This is a genomic window from Microvirgula aerodenitrificans DSM 15089, assembly GCF_000620105.1.
GTDB classification, from domain to species: Bacteria; Pseudomonadota; Gammaproteobacteria; order Burkholderiales; family Aquaspirillaceae; genus Microvirgula; species Microvirgula aerodenitrificans.
The window spans coordinates 161,965-182,903 of the sequence record NZ_JHVK01000003.1 but is presented as its reverse complement, the minus strand read 5'-3'; the positions used below and the strand labels follow the sequence as shown (position 1 = coordinate 182,903).

17 protein-coding genes and 1 pseudogene are annotated in these 20,939 nt (G+C 62.4%); all 18 read right to left on the bottom strand.

What is annotated here, in order from left to right; genetic code table 11:
* Positions 1-65: 65 nt before the first annotated feature.
* The 18 genes and pseudogenes from Q352_RS0104495 to Q352_RS0104415 all read right to left on the bottom strand — a co-directional run bounded on the left by Q352_RS0104495 (position 66) and on the right by Q352_RS0104415 (position 20,848).
* On the bottom strand, positions 66-6,062 hold the full coding sequence (locus tag Q352_RS0104495; RefSeq protein WP_028498306.1) for an LPD38 domain-containing protein: 5,997 nt from the start codon (positions 6,060-6,062) through the stop codon (positions 66-68).
* Between the two features lie 72 nt (positions 6,063-6,134).
* Positions 6,135-6,332, bottom strand: coding sequence for a hypothetical protein (locus Q352_RS24255; RefSeq protein ID WP_276324985.1), 198 nt, complete (start codon positions 6,330-6,332; stop codon positions 6,135-6,137).
* Positions 6,327-6,497, bottom strand: a pseudogene (locus Q352_RS24250) (Rha family transcriptional regulator); the annotation flags it as partial. The gene Q352_RS24255 and the pseudogene Q352_RS24250, both read right to left, overlap by 6 nt.
* Before the next feature lie 140 nt (positions 6,498-6,637).
* Positions 6,638-7,153: a KilA-N domain-containing protein gene (locus Q352_RS19785; RefSeq protein WP_156952464.1), complete on the bottom strand. Its 516-nt coding sequence runs from the start codon at positions 7,151-7,153 to the stop codon at positions 6,638-6,640.
* Positions 7,154-7,312: 159 nt separating this feature from the next.
* Positions 7,313-8,167, bottom strand: a complete 855-nt coding sequence (locus tag Q352_RS0104480; RefSeq protein ID WP_028498305.1) for a hypothetical protein — start codon at positions 8,165-8,167, stop codon at positions 7,313-7,315.
* Entirely contained in the window at positions 8,164-8,643 is a 480-nt protein-coding gene (locus Q352_RS0104475) for a hypothetical protein (RefSeq protein ID WP_028498304.1), read from the bottom strand. The genes Q352_RS0104480 and Q352_RS0104475 overlap by 4 nt, the downstream gene beginning before the upstream one ends.
* The gene (locus Q352_RS0104470) at positions 8,643-9,194 is read right to left on the bottom strand and encodes a hypothetical protein (protein ID WP_028498303.1); all 552 of its coding nucleotides are present in this window, start codon (positions 9,192-9,194) and stop codon (positions 8,643-8,645) included. The genes Q352_RS0104475 and Q352_RS0104470 overlap by 1 nt, the downstream gene beginning before the upstream one ends.
* A 12-nt stretch (positions 9,195-9,206) precedes the next feature.
* Positions 9,207-10,055, bottom strand: coding sequence for a hypothetical protein (locus Q352_RS23865; RefSeq protein WP_211249598.1), 849 nt, complete (start codon positions 10,053-10,055; stop codon positions 9,207-9,209).
* 47 nt (positions 10,056-10,102) lie between these two features.
* Positions 10,103-11,560 (bottom strand): DUF4214 domain-containing protein, encoded by a 1,458-nt coding sequence (locus tag Q352_RS0104460; protein ID WP_028498301.1) that lies wholly within the window; start codon positions 11,558-11,560, stop codon positions 10,103-10,105.
* Between the two features lie 11 nt (positions 11,561-11,571).
* The gene (locus Q352_RS0104455; RefSeq protein ID WP_156952463.1) at positions 11,572-13,602 is read right to left on the bottom strand and encodes a hypothetical protein; all 2,031 of its coding nucleotides are present in this window, start codon (positions 13,600-13,602) and stop codon (positions 11,572-11,574) included.
* 8 nt (positions 13,603-13,610) lie between these two features.
* A complete protein-coding gene (locus Q352_RS0104450) occupies positions 13,611-14,288 on the bottom strand; it encodes a phage adaptor protein (RefSeq protein ID WP_028498299.1) in 678 nt (225 codons plus the stop codon).
* Position 14,289: 1 nt separating this feature from the next.
* Positions 14,290-14,574, bottom strand: coding sequence for a hypothetical protein (locus Q352_RS19780; RefSeq protein ID WP_036385242.1), 285 nt, complete (start codon positions 14,572-14,574; stop codon positions 14,290-14,292).
* Between the two features lie 52 nt (positions 14,575-14,626).
* Positions 14,627-15,619, bottom strand: a complete 993-nt coding sequence (locus tag Q352_RS0104440; RefSeq protein WP_028498298.1) for a N4-gp56 family major capsid protein — start codon at positions 15,617-15,619, stop codon at positions 14,627-14,629.
* Between the two features lie 11 nt (positions 15,620-15,630).
* The gene (locus Q352_RS0104435) at positions 15,631-16,494 is read right to left on the bottom strand and encodes a hypothetical protein (protein WP_028498297.1); all 864 of its coding nucleotides are present in this window, start codon (positions 16,492-16,494) and stop codon (positions 15,631-15,633) included.
* A gap of 76 nt (positions 16,495-16,570) precedes the next feature.
* Positions 16,571-16,774, bottom strand: a complete 204-nt coding sequence (locus Q352_RS19775) for a hypothetical protein (RefSeq protein WP_036385240.1) — start codon at positions 16,772-16,774, stop codon at positions 16,571-16,573.
* Positions 16,774-18,963 (bottom strand): portal protein, encoded by a 2,190-nt coding sequence (locus tag Q352_RS0104425; protein WP_028498296.1) that lies wholly within the window; start codon positions 18,961-18,963, stop codon positions 16,774-16,776. Before Q352_RS0104425 ends, Q352_RS19775 begins: the two co-directional genes overlap by 1 nt.
* A gap of 9 nt (positions 18,964-18,972) precedes the next feature.
* The gene (locus tag Q352_RS0104420; protein WP_028498295.1) at positions 18,973-20,277 is read right to left on the bottom strand and encodes a terminase large subunit domain-containing protein; all 1,305 of its coding nucleotides are present in this window, start codon (positions 20,275-20,277) and stop codon (positions 18,973-18,975) included.
* Positions 20,270-20,848: an HGGxSTG domain-containing protein gene (locus Q352_RS0104415; RefSeq protein WP_028498294.1), complete on the bottom strand. Its 579-nt coding sequence runs from the start codon at positions 20,846-20,848 to the stop codon at positions 20,270-20,272. Before Q352_RS0104415 ends, Q352_RS0104420 begins: the two co-directional genes overlap by 8 nt.
* Positions 20,849-20,939 lie beyond the last annotated feature (91 nt).

The following is a 20,939-nucleotide window of genomic DNA, read 5'->3' as shown; positions in this document are numbered from 1 at the left end:
TGAACTGATAAAAGATGCCCCTATTGACTGATTGTAGGGGCCAGCCCGCACTGGCCCCCATTCCTTCATCTAGCTGACGCAGCCTTATCAGCCGCCCTCATATCGCGGGTAATCTCCTTTCTCCATACATCAAGTTCGCCACGGATCTTCATGGCGCCAGGGTCTGTCTGCGTTCCCAGCCGGCTTTCCTCTCGGCTCAACGCCATCATCTCCGAACGCAACGATCGGGCATCGGCTGCCCGAATATCATCACCCCGAGCAGCCATTTCCGTCGCGAGCCTATCGGCAGCGGAATCCTCGCCAGCATCCCACAGAGCGTCCAGCCGTCGCGAATCCATCAGAGCACGATCCATTGACTCCCTGACCACGGAATCCCGCCCGCGATCCAGCGCGTCAGGATTTGCCGACAGCCGGCCAATGACCGGAAGATCCAGCCAGCTTTTCTGCGGATTAGTCAGTGCATCACTCCCCTGCAGAATAAAACCGGCGATCCCACCGCCATACGACCGGGTCAGGTTCAGGATCGTTTCCGGGCTGATGTCAATGTGGCCAGACTGCGCTGTATTGCCACCCGTGCTGCGGTTAAGCCAGTCAGCCAGCCCTGCGGCCCAGCCGGTCCGGTTCCGCCGATACGCACGGTAGGCCTCGGGCGTGATCGAGTCGTCTCGGCCGGGCACCAGTGGAAGGCCGAGATAATTCACGTTGTTCACGATCTGCGCGAGAGGCTTGGCAATCGCTGGCGTGGCCGCAACAAACGCGGCCTTCTTGCCGGCACCGTCAGGTGCATTCGTCACAGCGCGTGCGACGTCGCCAAACGGCGGCGGCAAGAACGCAACTGCAGAGCCTTGCAGCAGGCTGCCAGCAGCACGCCAGCCGGCGCCCTCCCCGCCATACAGCATGTCGGTCATGGCGCTGGCCGTAGCCGTCACGAACGAGAAGTCTGGCGGAACCGGAATTTTCGCATACGGTCTCTCCGGATTCCCAGTCGGGATCAGGATGTTGCCGATGCGATCATCCCGGTACGCCGGGTTGTTCATCAGATCGTCCCGCTCGTCGTCATCCATGCTGCCCAGCAGTGCCAACTGCGCCAGCAATGCAATGCCACCGAACGCGGCCATGGCCGTCTGCACTCGCCGGTTCTGCATCGTGATGGCGGTGTTGCGGATGCCCTGCACACTGGCGTTGTAGAACGGGTACAACGCTGCCATCCGTATAGCGTTCTCGCCCGCACCCTTGCGGTTGAAGTTGAGCGTGATCTCCTTGGCGACTCGCGCGGCCGAGGCGCTGTCCTGGCCCTGAGACAGGGCCGATTGGTATGCGGCAAACCGCACGCCAGTCTCCAGCGCCGACCCTGTCGCCAGGTAGTAGCGCCAGAGCCGCCGAATCACCGACTTGGCCTTGGGGCCATTAAAGCCGGGCTCCGCAACACGGATGGCCCCAAGCAGGTCTGCACGCTTTTCAGCCAGCTCCCGCGTGACCTGAACAAACCCGGTGCGACCACCATCACGGCGAAACGCGCTGAATTCAGGTGACTCTCGGCCAGTGAATTCATGCCGGAATGCCTGCCCCAGACTGCTGGACAGCACGCCCGGGCGCAGCATGCCACCCACGATACCCTTGCCAAATCGCCCACCTTGAACCGCGACCGACTGCAGGTCACGCAGGAACGCCACCGGCCAGAACGACGGGCTGGCCGCGGTGTAGGTCATCGACAGCAAGCGCGTCAGGGACCCGGCCCGCTCAAGCAGCGCCGACATTTGCGGGGCATCCAGGTTGCGGGCAGACTCGACCAGTGCCGGGTCATTAATGCGGACCGGCACGTCCCGGCCGTCAATGCGCGCGATCAGCACATCCCTGCCCACTTGGGCCGGCACGTCAGCCTGAACAATCTTGCCATCCTTGACATAGCGGCGCAGATCGGTCGGATCGCGCTCAAACAGCGGTTTGCCATTCGGTGCAACGGGCATGTTCCCCCGGAGAGAATGGGCCAACGCCACAAACACGCCAGCCACTCGGTTGCTCTCACCACGAGCAATCGCATCCTCGGCCTGACGAATCACCTGTTCCGTCATGTTCGGCGCCACGCTACTACGCCCTGTTCGATGCCGGGCACCACCATTCACGCTGAACCCGGACTGTTTCCCGGGCGCGCCGCCAAATTCGGCTTTCCCGGCCTTACCTGCCAAAGGCACATAGTGCTGGAACATCTGCCGCCAGCCATCTACGGTTTCCTTGGATTCCAGCCCATACTCAACATTGAGCTGACGGGATTTCTCCACCAGCGCATCAAACGGAATGGCAACAGTCCTCAGTCGCGCCAGTTCGTCCGGCGAAAATCCGCGCACCGTCACTTGGCGTGCCGTCACCCGGCCATGCTCGTTCTCGGTCTGCACGGTCATCGTGATGTCACGCCCGGCCATCAGGTCAGCCGCCTGCCTGTTAGTCATGCCGCTGCCGCCATCAGGCATGCCGCCCTCAAGCGACGCAATATGTGCGTTACCTTCCGGTGCATGGCGAGCCAGCGCATACCAGTCGAATCGGTCAGGCCGGACACGGTTCTGCGCCATGGCATCCGCCAGCGCCTGCACCTCGTTATCGCGCAGATCGGCCATTCTCTCGGCACGACGGCCGTGATAGCTGATCTCGGCATTTGTGGGCGACAGCCAGGCCGGGACGGCAATCCCCATGCGGCGCAACTGTGCCTCGACACGCTCAACCCGGCTGAACCTGTTGGCCTGCATGCGGATCTGTTTTTCCGTCCAGGTCTCGGGCGCAATTTCATTCCCGGCCGGCTGGCCCGCACGCAGCGGATTGCGAAGGCTGTAGCGCGCATCGTCATCGACGAATGACTGCCCATCTCCATCCCGCTTTGCACCAGACAGCAGTTCGGCTATAGTAAAAGTGCGCCCCGAGGTTGGTTGAGCTGTCCGAACTGTGGTTTCCGCAGTGGAGTAGGACGGCAAGGTTCCCATAGGGGCGTTTTCTATTTCTGCCGATTCAATTGCATGCAGATTCCTTCTCCCCAATTTTCCCGAGTAGTCCTTCACCGTCAGTTTCACACGGTACGGCCTCCCTTCAATGATCGCCGGCGCGTATAGCCTGTGAATGGCCTGTACATCAGGATTACCGTGTTCGGCATCAGCGTGCGATTCAGCCACAACAGCGCGGTCAACCAGCTCGCGGATTGCAGCAACCGCCTTGCTGTCGGCGGCCGAAAGCCCAGGGTTGTCACCCATTTTCTGCCGGTCCACCTTCGCAATCACCAGATCCCACCCGCTGTCCTGATTACGCAGCGGAACTCCGGCATGCTGAATCTCCCGCAGCAGCTTGTCAGCCGCCTGAGCCAGCCCCTTCTTGCTCAGCCCATTGCCCAGTTCCAGCCCCGTCAGCGTCACCGCCTCAATCGGTGGTAGCTGGAACAGCCCTTGGCGCTGGCCAAACGGCGATGCTTTCTGGTCGGCAACCGAACCGGCGGGGGCGCGGTCCGTCATGGCCGGCACTTGCAGAGCCGCACGGGCCAGAGCGTGTAGTTGCGCGGGAGTTACACGGCCGATCTGGATGCCGAATCGACGCTGCGTCCATGCCTGCACCGTACCCATGATGTCACTGACCCATTTGCGAATAGACTGTGGTGCCTGGGCATAGTGCTCGATGGCGTAGGCCGCAAATTCCTCCGTTCGCAGCGAGGCCCCCGGGTTGGCATGCCCGACGCTCTCAGCAGCAGCGCGCCAGAACGCTCCGCCACGCATGGCACGCTCAATGCGGTTGACTCGGGCCATCAGGCCGGTCCACGCCTTGTCTCCCAGCAGAGACTGGCCGCCACCATGAAACGCTTCATGCAGCAGTACAGCGGTCGCATTGTCGGCATTCAGGTTGCCCGCCACCAGGTGGACCGTGCCATCTGCATCCGTCATCCCCTGCACGACCGTATCAGCCGGGGCCGTGCCGGGCAGCGTGGAGGCATCGGCATGCAGCACAACACGACCGCCGTCGATCAGCCCGTCGATCAGTCCACCCATGTCGCCGGACTGCAGCGTGGTACGCAAGGCGTCGGGAGTGAACCCATTGCTCTGCGCGGCGTCAGGGGCCTCATCCTTGTCATTCAGGCTGAATCTGCGCCCGGCCGGATCAGCATCACGCTGTTGCGCGTCAGCAAAGGCTTGGGCCATTACTGTCGGCACCGGCTCAGATGCCGACATGGCATCCATCACGGCATTGTCGTACTCGGCGCGACCGATATGACCATCCGCCGCCAGCGCATCAAGCTCCTGCTGTTTGCGCGCGTCGAGCTCGGCCAGCGCCGCTTCCCACTCCGTCTGTCGTGCAGTGGTCGCATCCGCTTTCGCCTGGCGTTGCGCTGCCTGTTCCTGCAACACAGCCGGCGTCATGTCCCCCCCGGGGACCTCGACCGGCTGCACGCTGGTCGTCTGGATCGACGTGGTTGCCGGCGGCGTGCCGGCGAGCTGAGCCATGCCGAGGCGCTGACGCAGGTCGCTGGGTTCCTGCGTCGGTACATCGCCGTGATATTCACGGGCTGCTGCACGCAGCGTCTCTTCCAGGGAGTCCGTCTCCGACAGGCTGCCGGCCAGATTTCCGCCATCCGGCGCGGCGGCTTGTGTTTGTGCACCAGCCAAATCCGGGGCGCCACTCGCTGTGGCACGATCCGCCCCACGATTCAACAGCTTGGCGCCGGCATGGCCTGCTCCACCCATGATGCCACCCTGTACTGCGGTAGCAATCGCGGTATCACGCATGTCCCCCAATATTTCGGACCTGAAATCACCCAGCGTTTTCTCGGGAGTCAGTGTCGCGTAGTCGAGTGCTTTTTGCGCAATCGTCGCAGCCTGTTCGCTGGGCATATCGCGCAGCAGGTAGCCAGACAGCAGGCGCGCGAACCCGGCTTTACCCAACTTTTCTGCCAGAAAGCCAAGGCCCAATTTTTCGCTGGCAGCCTCGGTCAGCCCGTACGCTGCACCGTGTAGCACGGCCTGTGCCGTAGAACGGCCTGCGTTTTTCGCATCGCTGTACGCCTGCACACCGCTGTCGGCCCCCATAACGCCCAGCGCTACATTCGGGTTGCGCGTGGCCACGGCTGCCGCCAGCGCCGGCACAGCGCGTACGGTCGATTGCAGGCCCCCATAGGCAGCACGCAAGTCCCTGTTCTGGATGTCGGGCTGGCTGGCTTCAGCCAGGCGTTCATGACGAGCAACCAGATCGCGGCCGGCAGCAGCAATCCGCCCGCCGACATCCTCCGGCAGCAAACCATCCGGCGTGATCGCATGAATCAGGTCACCGGCCCCCTCGATTGCACGGCCAACTGCAACGCCGGAACTGTCGCGCAGGGCCGAGACCAAACCAGGCAGAATGCCCTTGCCAAGGAATGCAGGATCAGCGGCGCCGGCCGTCTGCTGGGCCTGGGCCGGTTTTGCGCTACGGATCTGTTCTGCATCGCGATTTTCAGTGGCACGCATGAGCGAATGATTCTGCGCAGCCGTGGCCTCTTGCCGGGCAGCTTGCTGCTGGGCTTTACCTGCCTTGATGGTGCGTGCGTAGTCGCGGATTTTTGCGACGTAATCCAGCGTCTCCGGGTTACCCCACTTCGTTGAATTAAGGCCGATATTGTAAGCAGACAGTGCGGCCGCATAATCGCCGCGGTAGCGGTCCAGATTCTCGCCCATCAGCCGCGCGGCGCCATCAATGGCACTGACTGGGTCGAGTGGATTAACCCGCATGGACGACGCAGTTTTCGGCATGAACTGCGCAATGCCTCGGGCACCGGCAGGAGAAACCGCACGCGGGTTAAACCTCGACTCCTGAAACAGTTGCGCGGTCAGGATGTCGACGTCGATGCCATGCCGCTGAGCTGCGGCGGTGATCAGCGGGGCATATTGAGCCGGAGCAACCAGGTCCGCAGCCGTGACGGCGCGGCCGCGAGAGTCGCCCTTAGGCGCACCGACTGGCACGCGCATGCCCACAGGGGTCTGGTCGGCGAGGTTCAGCAGGCCAGATACATCGAGGTCCACGCCATCAGTGCCAGTGATCGGGGGTTGAGTGTCGGCCATGCCGGTCTCCAGAAATGCAAAAACCCGCCGAAGCGGGTGAATAGACAATAAAAAAACCCACCGTTAGGCGAGCTATTCAAGCAACAGCGGCATCTGCATCCTGCTCTCAAGCGTGGCGAGCCGGGCCGCCTTCACGGGCTTGATGACGCCCCACTGCCTCAGCCCTCGACCAAAGATGCTGGCCATCGCCTCGCCCTTTTTGTAGTCAACCACGGCAGCCTGGTACTCGCGCCATACGCTGGTGGCTTGGAGCTTGATGTGCTCGGCCATGGCGTTGAAAGCGTCGATGAAGGCCACCTTGATACGTCCGGCCTGCTTGCCAGTAAAACCCATCACCAGAAACATGAAACCGTCTTTGGTCATCTCCACCAAGCGCCAGCGCTTGCCGCGATCATCGATGTAATCTCGTGACGCAAAATTGCGTCGCCAAAACTCATCCCCGCAATCAAGGCGGTCAACGGCCCGTCAATGGAGGAACGCTGACCGTCAATTTGACGGTCTCGAAAAATTATCTCGTAAGCCATTGTTTTATCATCAAAGTCCAAAATTGGCTTTTGCAGACACGCGGCATGACATCATTCGAGCAGTAGGGATGACTGCATCAGCGCCTTGAGCCGGGACCGCTCGCCACGGATCATCGGCAGCATTTTTTTCCTGGCCAACATCAGGCGAGAGCCAAGCGAGGCGTGCACCTTTGATTCGGCGTCAGTCACTTCGAGTGCAATCATCTGCTGCCAGTAGCTGCGCTCCTCTTCCGTGATACGCACGTAGCCAGTGCGCAACAGGCCGTCGATCTGCATGTCGCACCAGACGGCAAAGCGCACATCAAGCCAGCGGGCGAATGCGACCGCCAATTTAGGGTGCAGCCATGTCCCGCCGTTACGCCCCTTGCGGGCATGGATTAATTCCCCGGAATTCCGGGTATTAAGCAGCTCGGACAGGGCGGTGATGTATTGGTCGGTTTCCCGGTTGGCCAGCCAATGGTCTACCCGTTTGCCAAAACGCTCTGCTGCCACCGTGGCATTGAACCAGCCATCCTCACGGAATTGCATGGTATGGCCGTCGAACTCAGCTTTGATGATTTGCATCATGTCGATCTCCACCCGCAAATAGATGTCCACGGCCGGCAGCGTTGCGGGAGATTTTGGCGCCACCCTTTCGGGAGCTACCCTAGCCGTGGACGAAAAAAAGCCCCACGGAACCGTGAGGCTGAAAAACGAATCCCCGCTCATGGCGGGGCGCTGTGCTGTTTACTGCCCGAGGAATCCTGTCACGTTGCCTCGTTGCCGGCCGGTTGACGTGGTAGTCCCTTGCCCGGAGCCGAGCAACAAATTGATCTGCCCCTTGTAACCGGCATTTTCTGCGCGCAACGCCTGAATTTTGTCTTTCGCATCTTGGCGAATGGACTGATCTCGCACCGAACGATCCGCCAGCGTTTTCTCGTACTGACGGATATAAGTATCGTTGTTGCGAACAAGATCGATCAGGGAATTCGCCGTGCGAATGTTCTCCGCCGCAACCTTGCCGCCAGGCACCTCCGGTAGTTGGCCAACATCCCCCGTATTTCTGTTGAACAGCACACCGCCATCCACGCTGTACGGGGCCAGACCGCGCCGGGCACTTTCATAGCGCTGACGAACCCCCAATGGCACCCCGCCGTTGAGCGTAATCGTATCCAGATCGTTGCCGATCTTGGCACCGCGAGCGTCCTCCAGGCTCTTGGCGGCCGAGGCCTGCCCCGGGTTGAGCTGCGCATAGGCAGCAGAAATCTTTTTGTACAGATCCCCCATGAGCTTGGCGTTCTCGGGTGAAAGCAGATCCGGACTTCCCAAGGAGTCAACAACGCCCTTAACGTCCGGCGTACTCATCCCGGTATTCAGCGCAATGGCCTGTTGCACCCGTGGGTTGCTAATGTCGAGCGGCAGCTTTTTGGCTTCCTCCACCCCCATGGCGCCCTGATTCTTGAGCTGCTGTTCAAGCAGGGTTTTCTGCAGATCGGCACGCGCCTTGGCTTGCGCCGTTTCGGCAGAGACATCGGCCGCATATGCGGCCTTTGCCATATCGCCCAGCCCGGACAAGATTCCCGCCTGGATCAGCCCGCTCATTGCATCACCTCGTTCGCAGACATGCCGGGCTCCATCTCGTCAGGCGCGCCAACAGGCGCCGGCTCGGCGGGCTCTTGGTCGGCAGGAGCTGCCTGCCCGCCCCCGCCCTGCGTCAGCGTTTTGCCGTACTCGATGGCATCACGCGCCGTCGATTCAGCATCCTGCACCACCCCCAGCAGCGCGAATGCTTCCGCCAGGCGTTGCGCGATTTCCACACTGGCCGCCGAGAGCATGCCGGTGTCGATCTGCATACCTGCCTGCTGCGCCGCCTGGCGCTGCCCCAGCAGCGCACGAACCACGCCGCCGCCAATGGCCTGCCCGGCATCACCCTGCTGGGCCTGCGCCACCAGTTGCATGAACGCGTCACGCTGCATCAGGTACTGCAGGGTCATCAGTACCAGCTTGGTGTAGATGCGTTGCCCACCGCTACTTTGCCCCTGCTGTTCAGCCATGCCGCTATTGATCAGTCCAGCCATCAGCGAACCCCCTTGATTTTTTCCTGTTGCGTGGCCTGGGCGACGGCGGCAGCAACAGCCTGCTGCTGTGCGGCCTGCTGGCCAGCGGCCAGCAATCCTGTCGGGCGCGAGACCTGCCGGAACTGCTCGCGCTGCGGTGTCGCCCACGCGGCATTCCGCTCCTGACGGTCGAGCTGTCTGTTGCGCTGCTTGATCGCTTCTTTCGCCATCATGGCCTGACCAACGGCCGGCAGAATCGTGCCAGCCGCCAGCCGGGCGGTCTTGTTCCCGGCCAGTTGCTCCAGTTGGTCAACGCCCTTGCTGGCAATGTCTTTCACGCCATCCATAAAACTGCTCAGCGCCGGCATAAACGAGCCGTCGAGCGAGCCGAACATGCCATCACCGCCGCTGAGCGCCCCGCTGCCGAAACCGATCTGCTCAGCCACATTGCTGTCACCGAACGGCGAACCGGACACCATGTCCGTGCCGGCGGCGGCCTCCGCCGATGGGCCGGACAGGTAGTCGATACTGTCATTGCCGGCACCACTGAATCCGAAGTCAAAGTCCATCATTTCTCCTATCTCCTACTCACTGCTACTGGAGCTGCTGCTGGAGCTGCTACTGGAGCTGCTGCTGGAGCTGCTGCTGGAGCTGCTGCTGGAGCTGCTGCTGGAGCTGCTGTTGTCGCTGCTGTTGTCGCTGCTGTTGTCGCTGGGATTACTGTCGTTGCTCGATGCCGGCGCTCCCATGGAGTTGTTGAATCCAACCGCTCGGTTAACAGATCGTTGGTGGCTCGCGCCCCATCCGCCATCGTTGTCCGCACCATTGCTCGCTGCGCCATTGCTGGCCGGCCCGCCCAGACTGTCGTTGAAGCCGACAGCCGCATTGGTGTTCCTGCTCGACACCCCCCATCCGCCGGTATCATCACCGCGCATGCTGTCCGCAAACGAGGCAATCCCCAGCAGCCCGCGCGAGACTGCCATGTCACCGAACGGGTTGCCGGTAGTGACGCCGTTGAGCATCCCCATGCCAAGCAGCCCAGTGACTGCCGCCGTGGCGTAGTCGCCTTGTTGTGCCGATTTGGTTGCGCTATAGGCGCTGCTGATTGCCTGCGCCGGTTTGGCGAATCCCAGCATGCCGATTGCCGGCGCGGCCATGGCCGACAGGGTGGATTCTTTCGCATCCGGGCGGCTCTGGTCGACCGACATCATGTTGGCCATCACGCCAAATTGCGGCGCCGCAATAGACAGTACCGCTCGCGCCCAACGGCCGGCCGTCGAGTTGAGTGCCCCCTGTACGCTACTTGCCATTGAAGCACTGCGCGCCGCCGCATCTGCGCTGACCGGCCCGGCCGCATGCTCTGCATTCCCGCCACGCTCCTGCCCGGGTGCGGTCGCCCATCCGTTCTCGTCGAGTGCATCAGCGGCGTCCATGCCGGCTGACAGCAACCCACGGAACGAGCCCCCCTGTGTCCATGCCATCAGCGTCCCCCGGGCTGTGTCGGCACAGCCTTGACGTCCGGGTTGTCAGCCTCAACGCTCCACTCTTTGGCCCAGCCCGGCTGCGCGGCAAATGCGCTGTTCATCAGCGCGATGTTGCTGTCTCGCAGGGTCTTGGCTGCATCGAGCGCAGTCTGCTTGTCCTTGGTGGACATCTGCGCCGCCTGCAGCCGGGCGACGTTATCCTGATAGATCGCGTTGGCCTGGCTGATCGCCGACAGGTAGTTCTGCCGCAGCGAGTAGTTCTGTGTCTGGTCGATTTTCCCGGTGTCAAACGAGTTGTTCAGCGTGGACAGGTCGCGGTTGTACTGATGCTGAACCGCCATGTTCTGCAGGGCATAGCTCTGTTGTTGCTGGTCCTGCGCGAATTTGTTCTGCCAGTCGACGTTGTTCATCCGGTTCTGGAAATACCGCTGCGCATCAGGACCGGCGATGTCGATTGCCTTGGACACCATTGCTTCCATGGCAGCCTGTTCGCTCATGCTGCTGTTGAGCAGCCCACGCGAGGCGAATGACATCCGCGCCTGGTCACCGGCCTGGCGAACCACAGCGTTATTCGGGTCGAGCAGGTTTTTCAGTCGGCCTTCGATGGTCTCGCTCGCCGCGTCGACCTGACTGTTGACGTTCGCGTCGTAGTGTCCCGCAGGGGTGCGGTTGGCGATTTGCTGCTGCATGCCATTCAACCCCCAGTCGTAGCCCTTGAACTGGCCAACCTGATTCCAGTGATCGGCGGCGGACAGACCGCTGGCAGCAATTTCGTCTGCATGGGCGGCGCCGTAGATACCGGCATAGTCATTCGGATCGAACGACTGGTTGCCGATCTGCACCTGCCCGGTTTTCGGGTTGTAGACCCCGCTGTATCCCGCACCCCATGTCCCCGCAGTGCTGGCAGCCTTGTCACGGGCCCACTCGGCCCCGTTTCCACCGGTGTACTCGGCAGAATTGAGGAAAGCCATGCCGCGGTCTGCGCCACTCAGATTTTGCCCGGACCAGTAGTCGAGTCCGGCCTGATCGGCGTCACGCCCTAGCAGGTTCCGATAATCTTGCTGAATGGCATTCGTGCTGGAGTTTTTTGCCCGGTACTCGTCAGATGACCGGATACCATCAAACACGCCACCCAGACCGGAACTGTCTCCCTGCTTCGACCAGTAGTCGAGACCAGCCTGATCCGCATCCCGGCCCAGCACGTTTTTGTAGGTTTGCTGGATGATCGAGGACGTGTCGTTCTTGGCCCGGTTTTCGGCCGAGCCGAGAAAGCTGTTCTGCACGTCCGCATAGGACATGCCGCCGGACGCCATCTGCTTTGTCCAGTAGTCGAGCCCCGCCTGATCGGCGTCACGACCCAATACGTTCTTGTACAGATCGTTGATCTGGTTTTTCGCATAGGCGTCCTGCGCACTGGAGGCGCCGGTGTTGATGCCTGAGGCCAGTAGAGCCATCGTGTTCTCCGTTATCGCTGCTCGCCTCGCAGCGAGTAATACAGGCTGATGCCCGAGAGGGTGAAGGCAGGCGTGTCGTCCGACTCATGCCAGATCAGCGCCCCAATACTGGTACCGACCCCATCGAGGTGAACAACTGGGCTGTCCTCCCCTGGCCCGGTCCAGATGGCATTACCGAACTCGGCGGCGCCCCATGCCGCCCCATGCCGCTGCGCATCGACGCGGTACACGATCGAGGGGTCATAACGCAGCCCGTCGTAGTCGAATGTGTGCCGGGCGAGCAGCTCGATCGGCTCTGCCGCATTGAGTTCCAACGCCATACGGTGGAACCGCTTTTTCTGCGCCGGCCGCTTGAGGTAGTGGAACGGAAGCGCGATCCGGGCGGCAATCGGCGCACCGTCAAACGATGTCCCGCTGTCTTCCAGCATTACCCAGCCATCGGTAGTGCCGAACACGTTGAATTCATCGCCATCCGCATCATCGCCATTGGCGAATGCGCTGAACTGGTGCTCATAGCGAAACGTCGTGAACGCCACCGAGTTCGGCTCGATCACTGGCGCCGGTCGCCACACGGCAGCAGTGATCCCCATTCCGCCGGGCAGGTAGATCCGGTACTGGTTCTTGCGCTTCACCGCCCGTGCAGCAATCGCACTGGTCGTCGCTGCGTCAATCAGCGGTTGCGCCGCGTGGCTGAGCAGTGCCGCGCTGAATCCGCCAAACGACTGCGTAGCGGCCAGACTGGTCAGGCCCCGCGAGTCGAGAAACAGCGCGTTACCGGCAGTCTCCACGGCCGAGTTGGTTCGTGCGCCGATGTCCTGCGAGTGCGTGGCCAACTGCCAGTCGGCCTTGCTGGCTCCGGTAAGAAACACGATCCGGCCCCGGCAAAACACCGCGAACACATCCCCTTTGAGCGATGCCATGCCGGTGATCTCGTCAGAGACCCCGAGCAACCCCGCAGTCGTGGTGTAGCGCATCGGGTCTCCCAGGTTACTGTGCTGCAGTTGCCCGTTCGGATAGGCCAGGAACAGATGGTTCTTGAACTCAGCCACACGGCGAGGCCGGTCAGACCGGTCTGCGCGGGCAATGCGCCAGGCGCTCGACGCGGCACCGGCAAACTCGGCCACGGTCAGCACCAGCGTCGTACCGGAATAGCTTTTGACTTTGCCCTTCAGCCAACTGGCCGGCGCGGCCGGGGCCCACGCCTCCAGCTCGTCACCTACCGCCCAACTGCGCGACGTCTCGACGACCGTAAACGTCAGGTCGCCTGCAGCCGGCGTCACCGCATTGCTCGCGGTCGCCTCGCTGCCCATGATTGGCGCCATGAATGTCACTGTGCTGCCGTCGCATTTGAATGGCGGATTGACACCATCGCAGCCATACCAGGCCCTGCCAGCAGTGGCACCAATGAAGTTTGCTACTACCGCCTGCAGGCTGCCGCCGGGGCGGAAGAGGTCACAGACCAACTGCCAGCCGGTCAGCGACGACCGATAGAGCGCCGCGGCCGTCCCCTCGGCATTGTCGCGTAGCGCAAACACCTGGGCGTTGAATACCGCGACGCCGCGCACCGGGCCGCTGCCCGGTACCTTCCCGATCTTGGCGCGCAGATATGCGACGGCAGCGCGGCGACGAGCTCGGTAATCCGGCGAATCAAACGTGCCTGCGGCTGCATCGGTAGCCAGCGTTGCCCGGGCTTCTGCCAGTACAGACAGCGTCTGACCGGCGGTCAACGAGCCGGAGACGTTGACCAGCACCAGCACATCACCCTCGATTGCCATGATCTCGGCCGAGCCACTGGGGGTAGTGGCAATATCGCCAACCGACAACGGTGCGGTCATGTTGCAGGCCGTGGCGATGTAGTACCGGGCCGTGGATGCCAGCAGGCGGCCATCGAATCGTTCGTACCCATCAACGCGGCGATACCCGGACAGGCCATAGACCTGCTCGATATTCTCCGCAGTCAAGCATCTGCCGGCTGCAATCTGCATCGGGCTGGCAGCCAGGTCCAGCCCGCCGGCCAGCGGGGTGTAATCCATCTGACTCATTCGCCCCCCTACGCCAGTGGATAAGCGGTGGCAGGCAACGATTCGATGCGATCAAGCGAAACCCCGCCACGCCGTAACATCTGCCGCTGGGTTGCATCCATCTGTGCCAGCAACTGCTGATAGTTCCGCTCTCCGGTGGCATACAGATCCGGAGCGCTGTCGTGCCCGGCGTAGTGCATCAACGCTCGCCAGACAATCGCCATGCGATACGGCGCCGGCATCAGCGGGACGTCAGCATCCGAAATCAGGTCATGGCTGTCCCGGTAGTAGTCGAATGCCATACTGACCGGCGTATCAGTGGCGGGCGCCAGTGCGATACGCCGATCAGGGAGCCGGGACCAGACGAGTCGCGCACCGGGCAGCATCTCGGACAGCAGGCTGAAATCAGGCTCGAACCGGCATCGAGCGCCACCAATACGCATGGTATCGGTGACGATGCGCCCTACGTCGGTCAGTTGATAGTCGCCAGCCAGATCCACGCGGACGGCATGAGCCGGCAGATCAATACTGACCTGACGCCACATGAAGTCCCAGTCACGCGGCAGATTGAGGATGTCCTGATAGCCCTGCCGGACCCAGGCGATCAACTTGGCGTTGATGCCGACCTGGCCGGCGATTGCGGTCGGGCCGTCACCAGACAGGCCGGCCTCCATCCGCAGGCGCCGGCACAGGTCAAGGAAGGTCATATCAGCCCTTCACGCTGTACGGATAGCTCGGCACCTCGCGTGGATCGAGCGTTTCCGGGTCGTACTCGACCTGAACCGCGTTTTCCAGCACGGACAGCACGGCACGCGGCACCGTCACGTCGACACCCCGCTTGATCAGATAGCTCACGCCATTGACGCCGACGAACACATCGCCAGCCTCGCCACGCTCCTTGCTGATGTGGATGACGACACTGTCGTTTTTGCCCTTGGGTTGCCTGGCAGCTTGCTTGGGTTCGGTGGATTCGGTCTGTTGGATCTCGTCCATATTCGCTCCTTGGAAAGAGAAATGCCCGCACTGGGCGGGCACTTCGGGTTACTTACAGGTCAGTGACAGCCACTTCAAGCCGCGCCATCCAGGCCTCGTTCAGGCGGATGGCGGTGAAATAGGTTTTCCAGCCCACCGTCCCTCGCTGGCCGAGGGGATCGCCGCCACGGGGAGTCCCCGGATTCAGCACCATCGGTGTGATGGCCGTGGCGCCCTTGAGCGCGACCGTGCCATAGGCGTCCTGACCGACGATCACGATCGGATACACGTCAGCACTGGTGCCGGCGGTCGACTTCATCGCGCCTTTGGCGCCACCAGCATCCACGAACGGCGCCAGCGCAGGAGACAGGATGAATCGGATGCCTTCGACCTTGCCGACTTCGTGCGGCAACGCCTTCATCGACTGTCCATAGAGTTCGACAGGCACGAACCCCGGCAGGGTGCGCAGATCGGCCTCGATGTCGGTATGGCCGAACGCGATGAATGCCGCACTGACCGGCTCGGTCTTGTAGTTCGTCGAGCCGCTCAGCATCTTGGTCACCTCCTTGGCCCGCTGAGCCTTGAGGAATCGGGTCACTGCACGCAGCTTGTTCAAACCGATGGCCGAGTTGACCGCGTTGCGGGCGGCACCGTTGCCGTAGAACACGTTGGTGCCACCACGCAGGACGCCATAGGTCAGCACCTCGATCGTCTCGGCCGCCTGCTCGCCGCACAGCGCGGTCGCATCTTTCAGCACCGGGTCTTCTGCCACGTCGGCAACCTTGTCGGTGATCTCGACCACATCACCGTACTGCTGTAGCGTGGCCGGTACGTCAACGTAGTTCATGGCCCGGGGCGTCGGGGTGACCCCCTCGGACAGCGGCGTGACAGCCGGCGGGAACGGAACCGGGCGGCGGAACTTGACCGCCTCGGCCGTGTTTTTCGGGATCGGCTTGGCCTGGGCGAATTTGCCCAGCACCAGGATCGGCTCGGCGTGCGCCAGCATTTCATTGGCAGCCCACGCCGCCGTGCGCTGGCTGATCGAGCCATAGGTAGTGGTACCCATTCAAAAATTCCTCAGCGTTTCCGCGCGTAAAACTCGAACGCGGATTCAAAATCTTCGGGCGCGCCGGACGATTCCGGTCGCCCCCCTCTGGCCGGGACACCGACGGCAGATTGCAGGCGCCGGTCGCGTTCGGCGGCTACCTTGTCGGTAGCGGCCTTGGCCTGCGTCTGGACCTGCGTCTGTTCCCGCTTGAATTGCGACAGCAGCCACACACTCTCATCGGCGTCATCACTGTTGAGGATGTCGCGGACACGGAGTGGCTGCTGATTGACCCAGCCATGAAATGCCGGATCATTCACCACCTGCATCCAGTCAGGGTGCGCGGCCCCAAGGGCGGCGAACTGCTGGGTCAAGTGGTTTTCGCGCGTCAGCGACTCCGCCGGGAGTCTGGCTGCCGCCGACACGGCGGCCAGATCGGCGCGGTGTCGCTCTCGCTCAGCTTTCAGCACTGCAGCCAATTCAGGCATGTCTGCTTCCAGTTGAGCCATGGTGGCGTCGTCTTGCGACGAGGCCGGTTCCAGCTTTTGCTGCAGCGCACGCTCGGCGGCAGCGCGCCGTTCACGCTCTTCTGCAAGGCGCCGTTGCAGCGCTGCCTGCCGGCCGGCATCGCTGCGCGCCGCCTGCAGAGCCGCATCGCGCTCCGCCTTCAGCCGATCCGCGTCTCCGGACTCGGCAGCAGGCATGGCCGTGTCCGGGGGAGTGGCGGTTTTCGGGTTGCCCGCATCGGGATCGCCATCGCCCCCCTTGCTGGCAGGCTCGGTGGCGAGGGGGGCGCTGCCACCCTGTGCGGCCGAGAACTCGGCAAAGGCGTCTTCGAAGTGCTGTTCTGCCGGCTGACCGGCATTGGCGGTTTGCGCAGGTTGATTGGTGTCCATGCGGTGTTTCCTTTCACGGCGTGGTGGGTGTGCGGCCTTGCGGCGGCAGGGTGAAAAAAACCCGCCATGAGGCGGGTCAGTAACCGGTCGTCTTGGGTGCCAGCGGCGCCGGGTCCCGGGTCAGTGCCAGCACGTCGCACAGCGCGGCAATCCGTCCGCGCAGGTATTGCGACCGGTCGTGGTCGAGCGTCGGTGACTCAAGCTGCTGACGGGCATCCTGCAGGGACTCCTCCACGAATTTGCTGACAGCGCCCCAGGTGTCGGAATGAATATCGACCATCAGATGCCTGCCCCCGTCTGCAGCCGTAGTGCCGCCTCGGCATTGAACAGTTTGTGCTTGCTGTCGAGTGTCAATTCCGTTTCCTCTCGCGCTGCCTGGATCTGCGCAGCGGACAGTTCACGGTCGGACTGCAGCCGCAGTAGAGCCAGTTGGGAATCCTGCTCGGCGGTTGCCTCACGCAACTGCATGTCGTGCGCATCCAACTGGGCATCCAACTGCGCCTTGGCCAGCTCGGCGCGTGCCGCCTCAGCGGCAGCCTGTGCGCGGGCCATTTCGGTTTGCTGGCGCATGGCCAGTTCAGCCTGTTGGGCCTGCATATCCATCTGCAGCCGCTGCGCCTCCATCTGCAACTTTTGCTCGTCCAGTTGCAGGCGCTTCATATCCACCTGTGCCTTGATCATCTCCGGTGGCGGCGTCTGCAGCCCAGCCGGCTGTTTCTGTTTCATTTGCTCATCGGTCAGCACCAGCCCGTCGGCGGAAATGCTCATCGACTGCACCAGCTTGCGGTACAGCGCCGGAATATCGGTCATCGGCCCGAGCACCGGCGAGGATTGCGCGAGCTGAAGCAGATTCAGCAGCCCCTGCTGCGTCTGCTCACGGACCAGCAGGGAGCTGGACCCGAGAGCGATGATCTCCATATCTCCCTTGATCGTTTCATCCTGGTCGTACTGCATGAACCAGTCGTACAGCCGGCTGAGCGTGGGTCGCAACATGTCGTCGTCGAATCGCTTGACGATACGGCGCAGCACGGTAGACGCGCCGGACAGCAGCATGGCCATGCCCTGGGCAGTCTTGGTGACCTCGGGTGTGGCCTGAGTCTGCTGACCCTGAGCGATCTGCGGCAGGCTCGTTTCCTCGTCGATCAGTTGCGCCGCCGTCTGGAATGTCTGCATCAGCTCGTTCAGGTTTGCTGCGACCGGGAACGCTCCGAATGCTGCATTGACCGGCGTGTTGCGCTCGGTTACTTGCCAGAGCTTGCCGGGGCGCAGCACCCACTCCCCGTCGACCGGGGTCACGATCTGGCTGTTGATCACGATTTGTGGCATCACGGACATGGCCGCGTTGTCGAGCAGCATGCGCCATGCGGCATTGGCCACTCGCTGACTGTCGCGGCACAGAGCCGGGATACCGAGGCCGAACGGCCGTGTACTGTCTGGCTCCCATGCGAACACGCTGTACGGCGGTTCTCCGCTGTCGAGTGGGTTGAGAGATGCCTTCAGCACATGTCCATCGCAGATCCACACCACACCGGATACCAGCAGTAGCGCGTCATCAGGCATTTCGACACCAGCGGCAGCCAGATCCTCACGGTCAATTTCGCCGTGGTATTCCCACACCTCGTAGCGGCCGCGATCGATCACGCGTCCGTCGTTGTCGGTTGCCACCTCGTCGACCCGGCCCGCAGAAGCGCTCCGCTTGGGTTCCCCCTCCAGCAGCTCACGAATGGCGTCGGCGTCGAATCCCGGCACGCGAGCAAGGTTACGCAGCGCTTGCCGCGTCATGCGGTGACGCTCAGCCATCCACTCAGCATCGGCAAGAGCGGTCGCGGTTGGGTCGACGAAAAAATCCCACGGCGACACACGTTGCACGCTCGGGCGCAGATCCCGCGTCATTTCCATGGCACTGACAAATGCCCCCGGCGCAATCTCTCGCCGGGCCCAGCGGCGCCGGGTACGGCTCTCGATTGCGGGCCCCTTGACGATGCCCGTGCCGAGCGTGACCGCATCGTGCAGCATCTCGCGCATAACGCCGTTCATGTCACATTCGGCCGTCACATCGTCCATACGGCGTCGCATGCGCGCCGCTGCGTCATCGGCAGACGCCTGACGCTGGGTTGCCATCGGGCCGCTCGGCATGTCGGGCTCCGGTGTCGGCTGGATGTCCCAGTTTCGGTCATCGGTTGGCAGCAGCATTTCCGCCAGCCTGGCCTCGGCAGCCAGGCACTTGGCCCGCGTCAGCCTGACAAACGCAGTCGAGCGTCCCGCCCGCTCCAGCGCAGACAGCGTCTCGGCATCATACCGACCCTCGTACTGGCGCAGGTCGTCGAGCCACCGCTGTTCCAGTGCTGATTTGTCGGCCACTGCACGGTCAATCAGCCCCTGCAGGCGGGAGCCGAATACCTGCATGCGCTCCGCTTGGGCGCGCCGGCTCGCCTCGGCGATCTCATCGTCGAGAGGGGAATCAATCATGGGGATACCTCAGTAGCCGCCGGCTCTGTCAACCGCGGCGAATTGTGAAGGAACACGGATGGCAGTCACCGGCCGCTCAACCGGGTACAGCCGCACGATGGGATAGGTGCCCGCATCGTTGACGTGATCAATGCCACTGGACTTGTCCGGCTCGCCGTTTTTGTCGTATGCCTGCTGTTCCAGACCCTCGGTGAATTTCGGGCAGCGATGCGTGTTTACGCGCATGCGGCGCTGACCGTTTGCATTCAGCAGCATGGCGTTTGTCGCCAACACGCGGTCACGGACAGCCGGGTTTGCGCCAGTCACGTAGATGGAGAATCCCGCTGCGCGCAGAATGGTCAGATCGGATTCGCTGGCCCGCTTGCTGCTGGTGTTTTGACCGGATGCGTCCGGATAGATCGTCACCGCGTGCCCGCGGTCTCGCCAGCGTTCGCTGATCATCTGCGCCATCGTCGGCGTGTCGCGCACATCAACCAGTTCGTCCACTGCAAGCGGGCAGCCATTGCGGATCACGTAGACCACTGCGGCCATGTGCAGCACGTTGAAGTCCATGCCGATGTGCAGCGGCTCCCCCTCATCCATTTCGGCATCAGTGTGAGACAGCGTTCGATCAAAATTCGGGTAGACAGACCCCGACTTCAGGTTGACGAACAGCCCGCGCAGGTAGGCATCGATGAGCTCGGGCGGGTATGAGTCGAACAGCGACGAGATGTAGTCATCAGGCAGGTTCGCTTCGTTGTCGTAGGTACTTGCCTGGATCAGGCCATACAGCGCAGACAGGCCGGGCTTATCGCGCACCGCCTTGACGAATTGCTCATAGACGAACTTGAAGCCCTCCGGTGTCGTCGTGACATCGACGCCATTTTTCAGGCCATTGGCCTGGTACCGCATCCGTGAAATGATCTTCCGCCATGCTTGGCGTGCTTTCTCGGCCTTCATGACGTCCAGCTCGTCACACAACGCCTTGCCGATCTTGAAGCCGACAATGGTCTCCGGCCGCTCCATGGACCGGCAGATTACCGTCCCGCGATAGCGTCGCCCCTCATGGATATGGACCTCCTTGTTGCTCTCGACAATGTTGCAGCGCAGCCCCCAGTCTCTGGCCACCTCCTCGACCGTCGGGTAGAAAATGTCGCGGATTTGCGGATAAGTCGGCGCGAAATACCCAGCGTTGATGCGTGGGTACTCCCAGAAATGTTGCATCAGCCCACCACAGCCGACCCACGTTTTCCCGGACCCAAACCCGGCCACGTAGGCGCGGAATTTGTGCGGCATCGCGAGGAACGAGGCCTGCGGAATGTTGAGGCTAGGCATGCGGTTTCCTTGCGTCCCTTACCTCGACCACCACCTTGACCGGTGACGGTATGTCGTCGTCGGGGTCTTTCAGCTCGGCACGCCGTTTCTCGATCTCCAATTGCTTGATCTCGGCGTCCAGCGCAGCAGCCACCAGGGCGACTCGGCGCGCTTCCAGCGACTCGACGCGCGCAGTCAGCTTGTCGATCAGCGCCGAGTAGTCCCGGACCTTGGCCGTTCTCTTGATCAGGTCGCCGCCGGTCGGCTCGCCGTCGATCTCTACCGGCTCGGTCGTCTCGGATTCGACCTCCAGCGTGTCGCCCTTGTCCTGCTCACGCTGCAGTGCCCGCATCAGACGGATGCGCGTCAGCCGCAGTTCCTCGTCGACGTTGCCCAGCTCGATGCTGGCCGCGATGCCCTGCTCCTCATCTGACAGGAATCGGCTGTACAGGCTGCCAGGGCGGGCGGCATATCGGTTGCCCTTTGCCGCTCCTGGGCTCTTGCCGCCGTGTAGCTTGCAGCGGGTCGAGCCGGGCACCGAGTGGCGCTTGCATGGCTCCCCGCTGCGGGTTTTTGCTCCGCAGAGGGCCATGTGCATGCACCTCGTTCATGGGGTAGTTATTGGAAATCGGCCATCAAACATAAACCCGCCTGACGGCGGGCTTGTGTTTGACGGCTGCGGC